General features: G+C 36.6%; 9 protein-coding genes. 2 read left to right on the top strand and 7 right to left on the bottom strand.

The genetic code is table 11. From position 1 onward, the window contains the following. Positions 1-10 precede the first annotated feature (10 nt). From IC221_RS09030 to IC221_RS09010, 5 genes are all read right to left on the bottom strand, one after another. Positions 11-337 (bottom strand): T9SS type A sorting domain-containing protein, encoded by a 327-nt coding sequence (locus tag IC221_RS09030; RefSeq protein WP_188168657.1) that lies wholly within the window; start codon positions 335-337, stop codon positions 11-13. A 243-nt stretch (positions 338-580) separates the two neighbouring features. Beyond that, positions 581-3,172 (bottom strand): sialidase family protein, encoded by a 2,592-nt coding sequence (locus IC221_RS09025; protein ID WP_223241335.1) that lies wholly within the window; start codon positions 3,170-3,172, stop codon positions 581-583. A 644-nt stretch (positions 3,173-3,816) separates the two neighbouring features. Then, entirely contained in the window at positions 3,817-5,064 is a 1,248-nt protein-coding gene (locus IC221_RS09020) for a threonine/serine exporter ThrE family protein (RefSeq protein WP_188168656.1), read from the bottom strand. 117 nt (positions 5,065-5,181) lie between these two features. After that, positions 5,182-6,528: a CapA family protein gene (locus IC221_RS09015; RefSeq protein ID WP_188168655.1), complete on the bottom strand. Its 1,347-nt coding sequence runs from the start codon at positions 6,526-6,528 to the stop codon at positions 5,182-5,184. A gap of 63 nt (positions 6,529-6,591) precedes the next feature. Then, entirely contained in the window at positions 6,592-7,857 is a 1,266-nt protein-coding gene (locus tag IC221_RS09010; protein WP_188168654.1) for a C45 family peptidase, read from the bottom strand. Positions 7,858-8,255: 398 nt separating this feature from the next. On the opposite strand from IC221_RS09010, the gene IC221_RS09005 reads away from it, so the two are divergent. Then, a complete protein-coding gene (locus IC221_RS09005) occupies positions 8,256-8,939 on the top strand; it encodes a murein L,D-transpeptidase catalytic domain-containing protein (protein ID WP_188168653.1) in 684 nt (227 codons plus the stop codon). Positions 8,940-9,006: 67 nt separating this feature from the next. On the opposite strand, the gene IC221_RS09000 is transcribed toward IC221_RS09005, so the two are convergent. Both IC221_RS09000 and IC221_RS08995 read right to left on the bottom strand, forming a co-directional pair. After that, positions 9,007-10,857, bottom strand: a complete 1,851-nt coding sequence (locus IC221_RS09000) for a hypothetical protein (RefSeq protein WP_188168652.1) — start codon at positions 10,855-10,857, stop codon at positions 9,007-9,009. Between the two features lie 526 nt (positions 10,858-11,383). Further along, positions 11,384-13,882 carry a glycoside hydrolase family 2 TIM barrel-domain containing protein gene (locus IC221_RS08995; protein ID WP_188168651.1) on the bottom strand — a complete coding sequence of 833 codons (2,499 nt, stop codon included), beginning with the start codon at positions 13,880-13,882 and terminating at the stop codon, positions 11,384-11,386. A gap of 553 nt (positions 13,883-14,435) precedes the next feature. Between IC221_RS08995 and IC221_RS08990 the strand changes: the two genes are divergently transcribed. After that, the gene (locus tag IC221_RS08990; RefSeq protein ID WP_188168650.1) at positions 14,436-19,652 is read left to right on the top strand and encodes a T9SS type A sorting domain-containing protein; all 5,217 of its coding nucleotides are present in this window, start codon (positions 14,436-14,438) and stop codon (positions 19,650-19,652) included. Positions 19,653-20,181 lie beyond the last annotated feature (529 nt).

The raw sequence follows: 20,181 nt of genomic DNA, 5'->3' as shown, positions 1-20,181 counted from the left end.
ATGGTTTATGTTACCTTTTGAGTAATTTGATAGTATATACTTGATTATTTTGAGAGAACTTGCAGACGTAAACCCCTGCAAGTAATGAATGTAGATTTATATTTTGCTTTGGAGTAAGTGAAGTAATTTGTATCGTTTGATCCACTGGCTGATACTTTGGTGTACCTTCCTTTTTTATCAAAAATATATTTTCAGGGCCAAATTGGCTCCATGTAATTTTGTTGTTTGAAGACATCCTCTCACCTTTTAAAGATGAGAAGAATGCTTGATCCATTTGAGCCCTTACGAAGAGGGGGATCAATAAAGAAAAAATTAGAGTCGTAGTTGTTTTATTCATACGCTAGTCTGCTTTATTGTTGTTGTAAAAAGGGAAAAAGTGGAATTCATTTATTGCTTAATTTATAAACTATGGATTTGATAATTATTCTGAAGGAATTATAACTCTATTTTGACTAACTACAATTAATAAACTTCTCATATAATGCGATATCGAGTACAGTCTGATGTCCATTTGATTGTAAAATTCAAAAAAGAAAACCTCCGTTCTCATTTATATTCTTGTCTTAATGATGACTTCATACTACTGATGAAGCCATCCATTTTGATCATCATTTAAGTAGGTGATAAACCATCCACATCCCCACGATGCACACCAAAGTACATTTTCATTGTAAGGATCTGGTTTTACATCTACAATCTTATTAGGTTGACCAAGGCCTTTATTAATTTTAGTCCAAGCGTTTCCCCCATCTTTTGAGAGGTACACTCCAGGATTTTTAAAATTTCCTTTTTTATCTCCTGCTTGCCCTGCCACGCTCACTACAATAATATCAGGATTGACGGGCGACGTTTCTGCTTGCCATACAAATGGTGCATTAAAAATCTTTTGCCATGTCTTTCCATTATTTTTACTTTTCCAAACACCACCTTCGTTGTATTCCCCTGTTCTTCTACCAGTACTAATAAAAACCTCTTTGGTATTTCGATCAATAAAGACATTATTGACAGCTTTGATTTGGGCAGGAATTTTCACCTTCACCCAGTTAGAGCCTTTGTCAGTCGATTTGAAAAGACCTCCGTTATTATCATTTCCTGCTGCATAAAGTGTAGTGGGCTGAACTGGATCCATGATAATTCTTCGGATACTTGCCCCTTTATGATCGATGCCTTTATTGCTGACTTCCCAAGTATAACCTCCATCAAATGAGCGGTAAAAACCGTATTCTCCTTTGGTGAGTTTAGGACCTCTTCCTCCGCTTACCTCTGAAATCATCTGATGAGTAGCACAGAAATACATATTTTTAGGGTTTTGAGGATCAATGATCAGTGAATTCTGAGCCGCTAACTTTTTATGTAAAGGGCTATTGACATTAAAAATTGTTGCGATATTTTCCCATGTTTTACCTCCATCTTTTGATCGTCTTAACTTACCTCTATGGCTTTGTCTCCATCCCAAAATATAGATCGTATCAGGATCTTTCGGATGAACGGCTACTGTTGAGACCGAATGCATACCGAAATGATTTACCTGCCCCTCTAACTGTTGTACGGCCACCGCTTGGGGATCTTTCCAATTACCAATCTTTGTAGTTTCCCAAAGCCCATGTTCACCACTACATAGTAATCGGCGTTCAGGAATTCCTGTTTCCAACAACATAAATCTACCTGGCAGGTTACTTCCTCCTCTTCCTATCCATTGTTGACTTCCAGTGGCGGTTTCATCATCATCAATCTGAAACCAACTTCCACCTTGATCTGTAGATTTTAATGTCTGTTGGTCAATTCCAATAAACACTTCCCCTTTGGCATTCACCGCCAACATTCTATTGCCAGAACGGGCAGGTTCTAAATCCATATAATGTTGTAAATGAGCAAATTTCACATTTGTTCCTGTCGGATTATTTCTTTGATTCCAGTATTTTAAATCATTCTTACCTAACCAATATTTTCCTTGTCTTGCCGTGACTTTCCAAGTTTTTCCGCCATCCGTTGTGGACCATAAGTCGCCAGGTCCAAAACTAAAATCATGTTTCTTATTAAAGGCAACATGAATCTCATTGGGATCAAGTGGATTGACTACAATACGATTAAAAACTGAAAGTGTATGACTTGGTAACTGAGGGTATTTTTGCTTTGCTTCTTTTTTTGAAATACCAAACCAATATCCAATCGCTCTATAAAAGCGATCATGTTCGGCAGTGAAATGTATCTGTTTTAAATCAAAGTAAAGATTACTTGAAATATTTTCCCAGTTCGAACCTAAATCTGAACTCTTGTATACCCCTCCTTTTGCTGAAACGGTTTTATTATTTTCTTCAAAGAATGTTTGCTCTATGAGTAGTAATGTAAATTGCTCCGTTTTCTTATCATATTGAGCGGTCATATCTCTTGGTAAATTATTCGGCAATCCTTTCGCACATGACTCCCAACTTTTACCTTCATTATTGCTTTTAAAAACACCATGATTCGTGGCTATCCACATTAAATTAGGCTTGATTGGGTGAATAATAATTCTTCCCACATCTAAATCGTCTGCAATATTGGTAGCAATCTTCTTGAAAGATTTACCTCCATTTGTGGTCTTTAAAATATAGCCATAATTAGCTCTATTATGTTTTACACCGTTGAGGTTCTGAAGTGATCTATGATTGTTTTTCACATTCCAAAAATCACCTGCACCAATAAACCAAGTTTGTTCTTTTTTAGGATGAATCGCTAGTTTTGTATGTGCCATTCCAATATCAGCTACTTGTTTCCAAGTTCTCCCTCTATCTATCGAAGTATATACACCACCTTCTCTTTCAATGGCTACTCCAAAATCTGGATTCTTAGTTGAAAATTGTATATCGTGGGTACGTTCTAGATCATGCCCTAAACCGTCTGAATCTTTTATCGTTTTCCATGATTTTCCACCATCCCATGTTCCAAAAGTAACATGCATATCTGGTCCCATAAACATCACATTGGGATCGGTTGGGTGACACCAAAATTCTTCACAGTAACCTGACATTCCTGGGCCAAAGTTTTTCCATACAATGGAAGGATCAGAAATTACCTTCTCATTTTTGATCTTCTTAAAATAAGCATTATTACTTTCCTGAGCCCAAAGCGACAGTGATAATAATGGTAGTAGTAAACTAAAAAATACCTTCGGTGTCATAAGTCTCTTCATAGTTTCATTTCATTTCGAATCAAAAATAGAAGACACTTTTACACATAAAAGATAAAAAAAACGTCAATAGAACGATTAATAAATTTCTCCCACTAAAAAACAAAAAATTACCCCTCTTTGAGGAATAAAGTTCGAAAAAACAGTAGAAAATGAAGCCTTTCTGCTAAAAGGTGCTTTTATTTCCACATCAACTCCAAACCAAAAAGTGTCAGGCTTGAAAATAGGGTAAGTTGAAATTTGATACCCTGTAAACTAAGTTATCGTCAACTTTTTATTGATCATTCTACATGAATTTATAGGATCTACTTTCAAGATTCCTTCTTCTTCATTTTTGTCTTAACACAAAAACGAAGCAAAAAAGTCAAGGCTTAGAAGGCAAAAGCTAAATTCCATTCCTCTCGCCTAAATGATTTTAAACTCGCTGCGCTCAAACAGCAAAATCATTTTTAACGGCTCATTCCATAAAATTCTTAACGCTTTTCCCTTCAAGGCCGGGGTAGAACTACCAAATTAAAAGAGTAGTAATACTAATGGAGCGAATGTTAAGTGTCATTCGTGTTCTACAGATCAGCAGAGATTTACGATCTCTAAGTATCATAAATGTTCGAAAATTGAGTTTACAGTGTTTTTAATTGTACCACACCTTATAAACTAGGATGTTCTTTTACGATCATATTTCCTACTAAAAAACCTGCTCCCATGGTCAAGGCGACAACAAACATCTGAGCAAAATCCTGTTGTCCAATGTCAATTTGCCCTGAGGTAAGGTAGGCTAATCCTCTAAAGCCAATGCTACCACTCACTACCAACATCATTGATGGTAACAAAGGTATGGAAGAGGGTTCTCCTGATTTGTTTCCCCACCAATTCGATAATACTACGAGGAATACGGTTCCTAAAAAATTACCAAAGTTTACATCCAAAAATAGACTCCCACCAATCATTCCTATTAATGAACTAAGACATATTGATGAAACAACAATGATATTCTTTTTAGAGATTTGAAATACTGCACATAAAGCCAATAAAACAATAGGTAAAAATAGAAGTAACCACATTGGATTGACCGCATTTCCTTCAACTCCTTGAGGCAATTCAACAAAGACATTCACAAGTAAAATACCTAACCAGGTCCCTGCAAAAAGTTTGACAAGGTAAAGTAATCCATTGGCTACATTTGCCATTCCAGACACAATATGATTGTAAAACAATTCCATAATCCCCACGCTTATGACAAAGCCTGGAATTAATATTATCAAGGCACTTACTGTTGTGGTGATCAGATTAATTTCAACCCAAAAAGTTTTAGCAATTGCCGTCATGCTTCCAACTACAAATGCAGTCACAAAAGGAGACCATTCAGAAGACTTCTCTCCTCCAAAATAGCTGATAAGAGGTTGTAATAAGAAAACAACTAAACCCAAAAAAGTAGAGAGCATTACATCTGCCAAGCTACCTGAGATCATCATTGCAAATCCACCTCCTGCAATCATAAAACTCAATGCTAAAGCCATAATTCCCCAAGGTTGTTTTTCTTTTTCAATTTCTTCTAGTTGAAGCATTGCAGTATCTAAAGTCATGCCTTGATGGATCACTTTGTTTACAAGTTTTTGTAGCAATGACAGTCGATGAAGATTGAAATCAGTAGGATCAACTTCTTCTATATACATTTGAGGTGTTGAATCCTTGTTTTCATTAAAAGAAAAAAGAATTTCTGTAGGGCTTGATCGGAAAGTTCCTTGATAGCCCAAGCTTTCGGTGAGTTCTCGTAAATACATTTCAAGACGTATAGAAGTAGATCCATACCGGTGAGCCCGCTTTCCTACTTCTTTGATAAACTGACAAGCTTGTTCAAAATGTATCGTTTTGGTTATTAAAGTATTTGTTTTCATAAATAGATTTGCATTCTAAATTGTACAGTAAATGGTTCAGTACTAAGCAAGGACGTTACAATGCAACGTCCTTACAGCACTAGGCTAATACAAAACAGCTGTATTTTGAGGAAGAGTTTATTTTCTCCAATCCTTACCAATCACAAAATCTGCATAAGTACTAATTTCTTTCACATATTGAGAAGTTTCAGTATCAAGTTCCATTTGATCTAATTGAGCTAACGGTACGACTGAAGCATATACCTTCTCGTCCTCTTCTTCACCCATAAATGCAACAGGAGTAATTTCTAATTCCGTGATCAAAGTACGATCTGTTTCATTCATTCTACCTCTCGATATTGTCAAATTAGCTACAAGGCTCAATACCGTATAAGCAGGTCCTGCTGTTGGTATAAAGTTTCCTAAACTATATAATATCGGGACTGATTTATTGGGATCACTTTCTGGTTGATAGATTTCTACCGGCTGAATCACATGTGGGTGTGTCCCAATCACTGCATCAGCACCTAATTCTGCAAATTGATAGGCCCAATCCATCTGTTGAGGCCAAGGGAAAAACTCCCACTCTGCACCCCAGTGCGGTGTAACGATCACTAAATCGCACCCTTCTTGTCTCGCTTGTTTGATCTCCTGTTTAATTTTACTCATATCCGGATTTTCTTCAACACAGAACGAAGTAATATCAACCAACCAAGGTTCGCCTTCTGGAATAGGTTTAAAATTCACGGAAAAAGTATGGGCCACCCAACCAATCTTAATTCCTTTATGTGAGGTATACGTTACTTCTTGTGCATCTGAAGCATTTTCATAGACCCCTGTAAAACTGATCTCATCTTCATTAAGTACGGACATATTGAGTTCTATACCCTCTTGACCATTGTCCATTACATGATTATTGGCCAATTGAAGTACATCAAACTTTCGTCCATTATGCCTTGTTAAACCCTCATATTCTTCTTTTGTTAACCCAATGCTTGGTGTACCACCAGACTTCAATCCTTCTGCAACTCCCATTGGTTCACCAGGGGCAATTGTTGATTCAAGGTTTCCATAAATACAGTCTGCACCAAAAACCAAATCATCCACCGCATTATAAATCCTATCTTTTGATTCTGCTGCATGCTTTCCTCTCATCAAATCACCTACGGCACTGATGCGATATTTATTTTCTGGTATAAAATATTTCGGTGCTAAATCAAAATTGGTTTTGCGAAAAGGTGCTAATTTTTCTTTCAATTGCGACCCTTTCATAGGTTCTTTAAGTGGGTTGAATGCCTTTTGGGTGTAATAAGCCCAAAATTCAGTGCTTTTAGGGTTAAAATACATTTGCTCTGTAGCTCTCCACTTCCCTTTTGAATACGCTTTATCAATGAACTCTTTCATTTGCTTTTGTGCCTCAGGCGAAAATCCCTCAATAGTAAATTTGAAATCCAAAGGCATATCAATTGCTCTATATTTTTTCATCATCATAATTTTAAATTAAAACTGGAGAGCAGTTAATGGCTCCCCAGCTACCAATTGAGTTTATTAAAATCCGAACGTTACCCACTCGCTTCTAATATCTTCTAAATCGTTTTCAGTTCCTTCAATAGGTCCTTTGTCCCCTAAGTACCAACGAATTCTGATTTCAGCTTTCGTTAGGTCAGCATTGATTTCTTGTAAAGACCTTTCGCTTGGACCTGCCTCTGCTAACTCTTCATCCACAAAAGCACAATGTACAGCATCCATTAATTGAGTAGCGTGTTCACGGTTTAGTGGACCTTCAAAGTTTTTGTAGGTTTCTCTTAAAATACGCTGTCTTGTATAAGTATTATGAGCAGCAATATCTGGAGTATCAGGATAGGTATCTGGTGTAGGGTGAAGGTGTACGGCGTGATTTGTCACAAAGAATGGCTCTCCTTCTTCACGGTCTGTAAATACATAGGCACCCGAATGCTTATCAATTTCAAATACTGTCGCATTCCCCTCTCTATCTACAATTGGAATATGGAAGTTCAAGAAAGTTTGTGTCACTCTACTTTCCAACAATACTTTTTTAGCTTCTTCTACTGTCTTACAAGTACTCACTAATTGATGTAAAATATGTGTATTGGCTAAACCTGCAATGTCCCCACCACTAGAAGGACCTGCCTCTTTACCAATCGTTTCAGGATCACGAAGCATCGTCACAAATAATCCATGTTCGTTGATCGCATCTACATAAGGTGTGAGTAGTTCATTGGTACCACTCATGATTGTTTTAGGGCCATTCTCAGGTCTGAATTCTACAACCACCCAACGTTCTGCATGTCCCCAAGCACCTTCAGGAGCAGGCTTTCCAAACAACGGACTCCAAAGTACTAAAGCACTCATATCATAATTTCTTGAAACATACGTTGAGCCATTGTCTGTTTTTTCTTTTGGTAAAACGGCATTAGAACATGTTTTTAAAGAACCCATGTCAAAGCCATCATAATTCTCATCGTACCAATCAAAAGCTAAACTTGTACCGTCATATTCATTATTATCTTCAGGTAGACCAAAAGCTTTAAACACACCCTTTTGCATTTCAATCATTTCCGGATAATGTTTCTCCATATAACTGCGTCTAGCCTCACCGTACATTGGGTCAAAATATTTTTTCAATTGAACACCAAATTGATCTCTACCAATGGTTGCTAAATCATATCCCATTTCCTCCCAAGTTCCTTCTACGATAATGTGAGTTGGTTTACAATATTCACCTGTTTTATTTGGGAAATACTGCGTCATTTTTTGTTGAGGGAAAACCTGTTCGTTTTTAATAATACTCATTGTTCTATTTGTTTAAAGTGTTTTTTAAATGAATCAATTACCGTTTGATTACATTATAAAGGTCTTTGAAATTCACTTCAAACATCTAGAGAAAATCGTCAAGGAGTTATAGTTTATCGTTAAACATGATTTTTATTTAATTTTCTCATTAAAGTCAATGCACTTATATCAAAACTACTTAATACTACTGTATAATAGCCTATTACAATCAACAACTAACCTTATCACAAAGCACTAGTAATAGGAAATCAATAACAAATAGTTTATATTAAACATACACTTCTCCAATACACCTAAATTTAATGCAAGAGTATTTAAAAGTATTATTATAGTTGTTAGTTGGTATATGCATCATTTTTAATAAATTCCATTTTATTTAATGTTACTCATCTGACAACATGCAACTTTATCCTATTTTTTTACTCCTTTTATTATTTTCAATCGATGTTTTTTGCCAAGAAGACGGAACTACTTCATGGGATGATAATTGGGAAGATATCGCTTTTACCGAAGAAAATAAGTACGAATGTGATTCCCTCAACTTTAACTTAAACGAGGTCCAACAAAGGATCCAAAAGAAAGCAGAAAAAGCACGCACTTATTGTAAGGAAAATAACCTTTCTCAAAACTATTGTATCCTTGTAGATATGGGAATACATTCTGGTAATTTGAGGCTTTTTGTGTATGACTTCGTAAAAAAAGAAGTAATCAAAAAAGCCCTTGTCGCACATGGTTGTGGTAATGCGTACTGGTCTGATGATCAAACAAGAGCCAAACCACAATTTAGCAATGTACCAGAAAGCCACCTTTCCTCCCTAGGTAAATATAGAATGGGCCAAAGAGGTGTCAGTAGCTGGGGCATCAAAGTAAATTATAAAATGCATGGCTTAGAATCGACCAATAGTAATGCCTATAAAAGAATAATTGTTTTACACTCTTGGGAAAAAGTGAAAGACGAAGAGACTTTTCCAATTGGTACTCCGGAAGGTTGGGGATGTCCGGCTGTTTCCAATGATACCATGAGGTACTTAGATACGTTATTGAAACAAAATAAGAATATGCTGATGTGGATTTATGAGTAAACAAAAAAGACAGGAATTGCTCCTGCCTTTCTTTTAATCAAATGAATCTATACTGAGAGTGAGTGTTCTAGCTGTTTTTCTTTGAGAAACCGATGACTTTCAGTACTGCCGAGCTGATTCTACCATTGCTGTCAGGGAAAGTAATGCTTACTTCGTTTTCACCTGATTTTAGGTACTCTGCTGGGACTGGGATTTCTAGTAATCCAAAGAATTTTCCTCTGTTGTGTTGGTCGTAACCACGGATCACATCCTCTGGCAATGTTACTTTTTGACCATTGACTGTAACTACTGGCTGAAGGCTTTTACCGTGGTCTCTACCAACGCCTAAACGCAATACAGCACTTCCTTTTGCGTCGGCCAATACATTTTGGAATTTGAATGTGCTCGCTTCATTGGCTTTGATTGGTTTTAAGTATTCACTAGCGTAATACTTCGTGCTGTATTCTTTCTTTTTGGTAGGAAGAGATTTTGAGAAATTATAAGTTAAAATAATAGTCTCTCCATACGCAATATCTATTGTCGATGGTGCTTTTTTAGACGTTTCCTTGATCAATTCAGGTAACTGATTGACATAGGTTTTGATTCTTTTGGTCTCTACTTTCTTCAGACCTTTCAATTCGTCAATAGCAAGGTTTAATGTTTGTGTCTCTTCATTTAAGTTATTTAAAATCACATACAATTGCTTGCCGTCAACAAAAGCTTGCGTTTGAATATCTACATTATCTGAACCGATGTGTACACGGTTACCTTTTACGTCTTTCAGTACTTCAAAGAAATATTTTCTCGAAGTCAATTCCCATCCGCCATTTTCACCTTTGGTCCAAAGGCCTGCTTTAGCAAACTTTTTTGTAGGCGATTGTTTTCCTGTTGAAAATGGAATCGCACATACAATATTATCACCTCTTTCCATAAAGCCCATGGCTAAATGCATTTGAGACCTTACAGCTTGTGAGTTTTCAATAGGGTGATAATTTGATTTTCCATTTTTTGCCGTCCAGCCCGGTTGATCATCAACCAAACGGCCATATTCTGTAATTGCAATTGGTTTTACCTCTCCAAGACTAATGTAAGAGTAAGCTTCAATCAAATCTAAAATCGCTTCAGCATTAGAACCTGAACGACGTCCACCAGAATTGTTCAAGCCTTTACCGTCATAAAGGTGTACGGATAAGATATCCATGTCTTTACCCGCTATGTCAATAAAAGTACGATAACGCGTATCCCAAACATTAAAGTCGCCTACTTCAAAAGCCGGCCATGCAGAGGCATACCCTGCCACTTTCATATTCTTCAATTCTGGAACAGCATGAATTGCTTGTCCTATGTCTCTTAGAGATTCCGAAATTTTAATGATGGCTTTGTCCGATTTATCTTTCTTGCCTTTTCCTGGGTAAAGGTCTTTTGCATGCACCATTGGCTCATTGTACGGTTCATAGATAGAGGGCATCTCAACCCAATCTTTTTTGAAACGTTCTGCAATATAAGCCGCTAAATCTTTTGAATATTCTGCTACATCCGCTTCTGAATAATCCACACTTCGATCATAGAAGAAGTTGGTTGCTCTGCCTGTAATCACCGAATAAGGCTGTACTTTCCTTTCTCCGTTGAATTTATTTTTTACTTTAGGTCTCTTCCAGTTCTTCACTGTACTCAATGGGCTCCAGAATCTTCTTGACCCTTTGTACTCTGAGGAAATATTGTATTCGTTTTTAAACGCTTCAAAATCCTGATCTTCTTTTTCTCCAAACCAAATATGCGCTTGCATGTATTTTCCTCGATCAAGTTCAGAAGTAGTCTCTCCTAAATAACATTGGATTGTAGGGTTTACTGTGATTGTATTTTGTGCGTAGCCTGTTGTTGATAGTAGACTCATGCCTACTATTGTAGTGCCGATCCACTTTGATAATTTTGTATTCATTCCGTTTCTAATGTCGTAATTAAAAAAATAATAAGTATTAAGTAGACTAGTTTTTTTGGTAGCTTTCAATCGATCTTTCCACTAACTTTTATAGTATTCACTTTCAAACATCCTTCTTCTTCATTTTTGTATTAACACAAAAACGAAGCAAAAAAGTCAAGGCTTAGAAGTCAAAAGCTAAATTCTATTTCTCTCGCCTATTCTGAGGTTAACTCGATCAAAACTTCATCGTTTTGAGATGCTCAGACAGCAAAATCATTTTTAACGGCTCTATGCATGAAATTTTTAACGCTTTTCCCTTCAAGGCCAGGGGAAGCACTATCAAACTAAAAGGGTAGAAAACCCATTGGCGCGAATGTTAAGCGATAGCGTCATTCGTGTCCAATAAATCATCAGAAATCTCCTGATTTCTAAAAGCCGAAAACTTAGTTTACAGTGTAATAAGTAGTAAGGTGAAAAGGTAGGAAGAAGAATAAAAAGTATACCTCACTATATTTTTATCTTTCTTCACTCCTACCTCATTTTCTTATAACAATCCCTTCGCTTGCTCAGTCTTTTTTGTTTCTACTTCAATAGAAGTCGATTTTAAACCTTTTCCTTTTGCAGAAATGGTAATTGTACCTTCTTGTCCCTCATTGGCTCTTGCAATCACTAATGCTAAACCGTTGAAAAACTTTAATTTCTTATTGTTAGGTGTAATTAATGATGCAGCATCACCGTTTCCTGAAGCTTCAAAAGTACCTGTTCCTTTTACGTCAAACTGTAATTCACCGTTGAATGTTGCACAGAAGTTACCATTTTGATCAACAGCTTTCGCAGTGATATATACTAGATCTTCACCATCATTACAAGAAATTACTTGACGATCTGCTGAAAGCTCAATGTTTCTCGCTCTACCAGTAGTATTGATAATTTCCTCACCAACTACTTTTCCATTAATATATGATACTGCTTTTAATTCCCCTGCTACGTAAGGAACATCCCAACGTAATCTATACGGCGATTCAAAGTTATTTGGTCCCTCATAGAATCTAAACTTCACTGGGATGATAGCTTTATCTACTCCTTTTACTTTTTTACCTAATGATTTTCCGTTTAGGAATAATTCCACCTCTTCTGCATTAGTATAAGCAAATACTGGAATTTCTTTTCCTTCAAAACCTTTCCAGTTCCAGTGAGGAAGTAAATGTAACATTGGTGTATCAGTCCATTCACTTTGATATAAGTAAAAACGATCTTTAGGGAAACCACATAAATCCACTGCACCAAAGTAAGACGATTTTGAAGGCCAATCATCGTTCCAATATCCATTTGTAGAGTTATCTCTACCACCGTATGGAGTAGGTTCACCGTAATAATCAAAGCCTGTCCACATAAATTCACCTAGAATTGATGGATTTTCTTTTTCGAATTTGAATTCCATATCTGGAGGGTACGCCCAAACTGGCCCAACAATATCATAACTTGTTACTTGGTTGTCACTAAACTTGGTATACTTTTCTAAGAAAGTATCATGATAAACCCCTCTTGAACTTGTTACTGATTCTGTTTCAGAACCATAAATGATCCACTCTGGGTGTGCGGCAATTACTTCTTTATATTTAGCAGGCTTATAGTTGAAACCAACAATATCAACTTGGTCTGCTAACTTATTCTTGATAGAACCATAATAGTTATTGAATCCTGCTGTATTAGGTCTTGATGGGTCTTCCTCATGACAGATTTCAGCCAAACGCTGTGCCACTTTCCAACCATCTTTTTTAGCTTGCTCCAAGATCTCGTTACCGATACTCCACATAATAATAGAAGGGTGGTTTCTATCTCTACGAATCATATCTCTTAAATCACGCTCATGCCACTCATCAAAATATTTATTATAACCATTTTCAATTTTTGCAACACCCCACTCATCAAAAGCTTCATCCAAGACTACTAATCCCATTTCATCACATAATTCCAATAACTCTCTACTTGGAGGGTTATGAGAAGTACGGATTGCATTTACGCCCATATCTTTCATGATTTGCAACTGACGTTCTGTCGCTCTACGATTAACAGCAGCACCAAGAGGACCTAAATCGTGGTGTAGACAAACACCTCTAAACTTCGTCAATTTTCCATTTAAGAAAAATCCTTCTTTGGCTGTAAACTTAATATCTCTGATTCCAAAACGAGAAATGTAAGTATCCGTTACTTCTCCTTTCTGATTTTTGATCTCCGTTTTTAGATGGTAAAGATTTGGGTTTTCTTGTGACCATAACTGAGGCTTCAACATATTGAAGGATTTAAAAGCATGGATTGTTTTTCCTGCTTCAGCGACAGTCTTTGTTTCCAAAAGTTCCACCACTTTTCCTTCAGGAGAAATTACTTTTTGAATAATAGAGATGACTTCATCATTTTTCAAGTGGTTTTCTACTTCCACTTCCATTTCAACAGTTGCTACTTTTGAAGTCACATTGGTTGCTTTTACGAAAGTACCCCAATGTGCAATATGAACAGGGTTGTTTACATTCAACCAAACTTTTCTATACATACCAGCGCCAGGATACCATCTTGAAGAAAGATCTTCAGGTGCTACTTTCACTGCAATTACGTTTTCTCCTTCTTTGTTTAGGTAAGGTGTTAGGTCATATTCAAAACCGATGTAACCAAAAGGTCTTTTTCCTAAATAGTGCTCATTGATCCAAACTTCAGAGTTGTTCATCACTCCTTCAAATTCAATCGCCACTTGCTTGTCTTTTTGAGTGTTGGTCAAAGTAAAATGCTTTCTGTACCAACCTTCACCGTGAAATGGCAATCCACCACTTCTTGCATTATATTCATCTGAAAAAGGACCTGCGATAGCCCAATCATGTGGAATTCGAACTGTAGCCCATTTTTCATCATTGACAGTATTCTTCTCGCCGTTCTCCACTGTACCTTTATAGAACTTCCAATCTTTATTGAAATCGACTTGCTCTTTGGACTGTGCCCAAACTGACATTGGCATTAATAATAATAGCCATAAATAATTACTAAATCTCATTTCTTTACTTCAAGTATGTTTGATCCATTTACTTTATTTCATTTCCTCATTTGAAGAATAAGCCCTAAAACAAAATTGTTTCTGTAATGAGGTCCTTACTGCTTTTCTAGCTTTCATCTCCTCACTCTTCATTTTTTCAAAACTTCTGTTTTTGTTCTTAAGACAATTATAGCAGGTATTTTTTTTGAAGTATTCCACAAAAAAAACGAAAAAAGATCTCCCCCCCTTCAATTCAATCATTTACACACCTTTTAATTTCAAATAATCGTAAAATCGACGTTTTTCCCATCGAAATAACATCGAAAAACCTCAGGTTCAGTTAACAGCTTTAAATATCCCCCACTATTTATGAGAAATTTGTTTGCGATTATTCGAAGGGGAACGTCTAATATTGATCCTGTACTAGAAAATGTCATTCGGAATGAAAATGATAAACGAACTCAATACATTTTTTATGTCTACTAAAAGTAAAACGATTTAGAAGTCTACATCTGAAGTAAATCCGAAAAACAGTACAACTATAGTTCTTACATTTAAACTATTTTTTAAAGAAATGAAAAGAAGTTACTTTATTTTACTTACAGTGACTATTATCAATCTAGTCACCTTTCTAAACACGTCCCTATTTGCACAAACCCCTACCTATTCAGGAGGAACAGGTACACAAGAAGATCCTTTCCTTATTAGTACTCCTCAGGATTTGTTAGCCATGAGTACTACTGAAGCAGAAGTTCATTGGGTGGAAGACACACACTTTAAGCTAACTACTGATATCGACATGGAAGGTATCACCGGTATGAAATCGATCGGTTATGAGTATACTGATGGCGATAAAGTAGTTTCGCAATTCAAAGGTAATTTTGATGGTAATCATCACGTTATCCGAAATCTTTCAATTACAGAATCACGTACGACTAAAACGTTGATCGGTCACGGTCTTTTTGGGAATACGAGTAATGCATCTGTGATCAATTTAGGGTTGATTGATCCTTATATTAATGTGGTGGCAGAAAGAGTCGGTGCCATATTAGGTAATGCCGCTTTGACAACTATGGAAAACTGCTTCATTATTGGTGGTTCAATTGAAGGTCAAGGAAAAGTGGGTGGTATCATGGGTAAACCCAACAATGGTACGATCGTCAAAAACTGTTTCTCTTCTGTTGAGTTGAGAGCACGTTACATCAAAAATGGTGCGATCTTCGGAGATATTGACAACATTACGAACTTATGTTATTTTGAAAACCTTGTTTTCTATGGTCAGTATGGATGGAGTGAAGAATACAATAAGCAATCAACGGGTGATTCTGGTTTCAATGGAAATGATGGTAAGCCTGGAGAGGTTATTATTGTAGACACTCAATACGTAAAAAACATTTATACTATTGTTCAAACTACACCAAAATACAATACAGTTACTGTTCGAACTCCTATTGAATTAACTACTCCTACAGCCTATACTGGGTTTGATTTTACGGATGGAACAGGGCAATGGGTAATGAGACAAAACTCTTTTGCTGTATTACAAGGTTTTGAAAGCACTGTATATGATGGTCTAATTACTTTTGAGCAATTACCACTTCAGATCATTGCCTCTGACAACACTACTCCAATTGAAGGTGCAACTGTTACAATCAATGAAATGGAGTATACCACCAATGCTCAAGGTATGGTGGATGAATTATTTGAGCCAGGTAGCTATGATTTTACAGTAACGAAAGACGGATACAAAACAAATAGTGGTTCACTAAGTACAAATGATGAGGAAATGACTTACGTTGTTTTCTTAACAGATAGCGAAGAATCTTTCGATGTTTCATTAAAATTCATGAAAGAAGGAGGTACAGTGCTTGAAGGAGTTGCTGTAACCATTACAGATGGTCAGTTTTTCAATAATGATTATATCACAGATGCTGAAGGTATGATCAGTATAGATGGAATTTTGGCAAAAGAATACTCTTACACTGCCACTAAAGATTTATTCCTTGAGAAAAACAGTACTTTCACTGTAACGCAAAATGAAACGTTTGAAATCACATTAGATAAAGATAACAAAGCACCAGTGGCTGATGCTGGCTTATCAAGAGTTGTTGCTTCGGGTGATTTAGTGACTTTAGATGCTTCACTTTCTTCAGATGCCAACGGTGATGCACTTACTTACCTTTGGGAACCTGTCGGTAACGATATTGTCTTGTCTCCAACTTCTGCGGATGTAGATAGAATAAGAACTTTCATTGCTCCGGACGTAACAGAAGCTACCGTTTATACTTTTAAGGTAACAGTAGGTGATGGTACCGTTGAAAGCACTGCTGAAGTTGATATTACAGTAAAAGGTGGGGTTTTCTACGGGTCTGAATTATTAGCCAATGGTTCTTTTGAAAAAGAATTAACTGAAGGCTGGATTGGTTTAGAGGGTGTGCATTCTACTTCTGATGATGTGGATAGTGAAAAAACTGAAGGTACGAAAAGTCTTCGTTTCTTCTCAAAAGAAACACAATTAGGTGGATATCATAATGCTGCTACTGAAATAGCATCATTTATTGAAAAGCCATTAATCATTGGTCGCACTTACCTTTTAAGAGGTAGAGTGAAAGCAGTCACTATGAGCATGAACGTGATCAACTTACGTGTAATGCCACAGAGTGAATGGTATGATGGTGCTAAAATTGGACTTACAAGACCAACAGTAACTTGGGGTAAAGAATTGACGCTGAACGAATGGATTGAATTCGAAAAAATCATCACAATTTCACCTGAGTTTACATCAAATGATGGAGACGGTCTTGGTGATGAAGTGTTAGCGAAATTAAACATTTATCCTTCTCCAAGACTTGCTGCAGATACTGATCCTGAAGATGAAATTTACTTAGATGATTTAAGTATTGTAGAGTATGATGCAGACATTATGCAAAGTGCAGGTCAAGGTTCAGAAGTAAGAGCAGGTAGCATGGTAGATCTTATGGGTTCATATGTTTCAAGTGAAATGTTATCTACTATGTGGACTTCAAAAGAAGATCTTGCATTAACTGATGCAGATAAAATGAAGGCTTCTTTTACAGTTCCAAACGTAATGGAAGATACGGATTATACATTCTCATTTAATGTCACAAAAGCACTAAGAACAGATAAAGTGGAAGTTGTATATACTGCAATTCCGAATGCTGTAGCAGATGCTGGTGAGGCACAAACTATTGAAGCAAACCAAGAAGTGACGCTAGATGCAACGGCTTCATTACCTGCTAATGTGACTTTAAAATGGACAAATGAGCATCAAATTACACTTGATGATGATGCAATAGCTCAACCGAAATTCACTGCTCCGCTTGTGACTGAAAAAACAGATTATACCTTCACACTAACGGCGAGCTATAAAGGAATGGACGTGACAGATCAAGTAGTGGTGACTGTTTTACCAATTACAAAAGCTGTTGCGGGTGATGATCAAACAACACAATCTGGAGAGCTAGTAACGTTAGATGCATCAGCTTCTACTCCAGCTACAGCAACATATGCTTGGACGGCTCCTGAAGGAATTACACTTTCTGACGAAACTGCGGCTATGCCTACATTTACAGCACCTGTTGTCACTCAGAAAACAGATTATGATTTCACTTTAAAAGTCACTTATGAAGGTAAAGAAGATACTGACATGGTAAAAGTTTCAGTTTATCCTGTAATTGTGGCTGCTGCGGGTGATGATCAAAGTGTTATTGAAAATACAACTGTAAACTTAGATGGTTCTCAATCGACTACTGAAAATGTAACCTATGCTTGGACGGCAAATGATGACAATATCGTAATCACAAATGCTGATAGGGCTTCGGCTTCATTCACGGCTCCTGAGGTTACTACAGCAACTGACATCACTTTAACTTTAACGGTTACGTATGATGAAAACTTAAGTGAAACTGATGATGTTATCGTAACTGTTTACCCTGAAATCATGGCAAATGCTGGAGATGATCAATCTGCAATGTCAACAGAAACAGTAACGCTAGACGGTTCTATGTCTTCTACAGACGTTACTTACGCTTGGACATCTGATAATGATAATGTAATGATTACAGATGCAGATATGGCAATGGCTTCATTTACAGCTCCTGTAGTTACTACAGCAACTCAAATCACATTTACCTTAACGGTTTCTGGTCAAAATAACCAAGAAAAATCAGACGATGTTGTGATTACTGTTTATCCTGAAATCACTGCTGTTGCAGGGGATGATCAAAACGCATTAGAAGGTAGTAATGTCACTTTAGACGGTTCTCAATCTTCTGCGAATGTCACTTATGCTTGGACTGCTAGTGATGATAATATCGTAATCACAAATGCTGATATGGCTTCAGCTTCGTTTACAGCTCCACAAGTAGATCAAACAACTGATATTACATTTACGTTGACAATTACGGATGAATTCAATCAAAAGAAATCAGATGAAGTAACGGTAACTGTTTACTCTACAATTACAGCTGCAGCAGGTGATGATCAAACGGTGAAAGAAGGAACAAATGTTTCTTTAACAGGTTCAAACACTGGTACAACTAATGCTTCATTCCTTTGGACTTCAAATGATGATAATATTGTAATTACAAATGCAGATAGGGCTTCAGCTTCATTTACGGCTCCTGCAGTAGATCAAACGACAGCTATCACTTTCACTTTAACAGTGTCTGACCAATTTAATCAAACCGTTTCTGATGAGGTTGTGGTAACCGTTTATCCTGAAATCACTGCGATGGCAGGTGATGATCAAACTGTAATGGAAGGAAGTACTGTCACTTTAGATGGTTCACAATCTTCTGCGAATGTAAATTATGCTTGGACAGCAAGTGATGCTAATATCGTAATTACAAATGCTGATATGGCCTCAGCTTCATTCACGGCTCCTGAAGTAGATGAAACTACTGAAATCACTTTCACTTTAACTGTTGCTGACACTTATGGTCAAGAAGTAATGGATGAAGTAAAAGTAACGGTTTACTCTTCAATCACTGCTTCTGCAGGCGATGATCAAACCGTGAAAGGAGGTACTGCTGTCACTTTAACAGGATCAAATACTGGTACAACGGATGCTTCTTTCCTTTGGACATCAAATAATGATAATGTAGTCATTACGAATCAAGATATGGCTACAGCTACTTTCACTGCTCCTGATGTGACTGAAGTAACAGAAATTATTTTCACTTTGACAGTTACTGATTTATTTAATCAAACGGCAACAGATGAAGTAAAAGTAACAGTTTATCCAGTAATCACTGCTAACGCGGGTGATGATCAAACGGTAACTGAAGGTGATGTAGTTACATTAGATGGTTCTCTATCTACTTCAGACAATGTCACTTACGCATGGACTTCAAGTAATGAGACCATTACAATCACCGATGCTGATAAAGCAAGTGCTTCATTCACTGCTCCAGAGGTAGACGAAGCCACTGAAATCACATTGACATTAAAAGTGACTGATACATTTGGTCAAGAAGTAATGGATGACGTAATCGTTACTGTTAATCCAATCTCAGATCCTACATCCGTTGACCCTTCATTAGTAAATACTGTAAGTGCATATCCTAATCCAACTTCAAATAATATCAACATTGAAGTGACACAAAATGCTACGGCTTATGTGATGGATACAAACGGTAAAATGCTTCAAACAGTAAGCTTATTGAAAGGTAAAAATACAATTGATCTTTCTTCTTACAACTTCGGTATTTATATGATTAATATTCAATCTGAAAATACAGTAGAGGTCGTAAAAGTGATCAAAAAATAATAACTAACACAACATTTTAGTAATAATTCAATAAATAGAAAGCTTCCCAATGTATTGGGAAGCTTTTTTTATTTTCAATATCAATCGTGTAAACTAGAGATGATTTTTTATATGTAATACATTGTATACTAAATTACTGTAAACTTTCAATCAATTATTCCGCAGGCTTTTATGTCCTACTTTCAAGCTTCCTTCTTCTTCATTTTTCCATTGATGAAAAACGAAGCAAAAAATCTAGGCTTAAAAGTCAAAAGCTAAATCCCATTTCTCTCGCATAAATGATTTTAAACTCGCTGCGCTCAAACAACAAAATCATTTTTAACGGCTCAATACATGGAATTCTGAACGCTTTTCCCTTCAAGGCCGAGGGAGATACTACTAAATGATGGTCTGATTACATGTTAAAAGACAAAGGTTTTATAATAATTTTCTAAAATGCAGTTCTGTAGGGACGTTGCATTGCAACGTCCTCGCGAACCACAACACACTACCATTAATCCTTCATAAAAGGAGTTATATTAATTAAAGA

Source organism: Flammeovirga sp. EKP202 (genome assembly GCF_014534745.1).
GTDB lineage: Bacteria > Bacteroidota > Bacteroidia > Cytophagales > Flammeovirgaceae > Flammeovirga.
The sequence above is the reverse complement of the archived record's forward strand: the minus strand, read 5'-3'. Positions and strand labels throughout refer to the sequence as shown.

Coding starts and splice junctions, on each gene's coding strand:
- IC221_RS09015 (WP_188168655.1), bottom strand. CDS start 6,528: ATGAAAAAATATAGAGCAATTGATATGCCTTTGGATTTCAAATTTACT.
- IC221_RS09010 (WP_188168654.1), bottom strand. CDS start 7,857: ATGAGTATTATTAAAAACGAACAGGTTTTCCCTCAACAAAAAATGACG.
- IC221_RS09000 (WP_188168652.1), bottom strand. CDS start 10,857: ATGAATACAAAATTATCAAAGTGGATCGGCACTACAATAGTAGGCATG.
- IC221_RS09030 (WP_188168657.1), bottom strand. CDS start 337: ATGAATAAAACAACTACGACTCTAATTTTTTCTTTATTGATCCCCCTC.
- IC221_RS08990 (WP_188168650.1), top strand. CDS start 14,436: ATGAAAAGAAGTTACTTTATTTTACTTACAGTGACTATTATCAATCTA.
- IC221_RS09025 (WP_223241335.1), bottom strand. CDS start 3,172: ATGAAGAGACTTATGACACCGAAGGTATTTTTTAGTTTACTACTACCA.
- IC221_RS09005 (WP_188168653.1), top strand. CDS start 8,256: ATGCAACTTTATCCTATTTTTTTACTCCTTTTATTATTTTCAATCGAT.
- IC221_RS08995 (WP_188168651.1), bottom strand. CDS start 13,882: ATGAGATTTAGTAATTATTTATGGCTATTATTATTAATGCCAATGTCA.
- IC221_RS09020 (WP_188168656.1), bottom strand. CDS start 5,064: ATGAAAACAAATACTTTAATAACCAAAACGATACATTTTGAACAAGCT.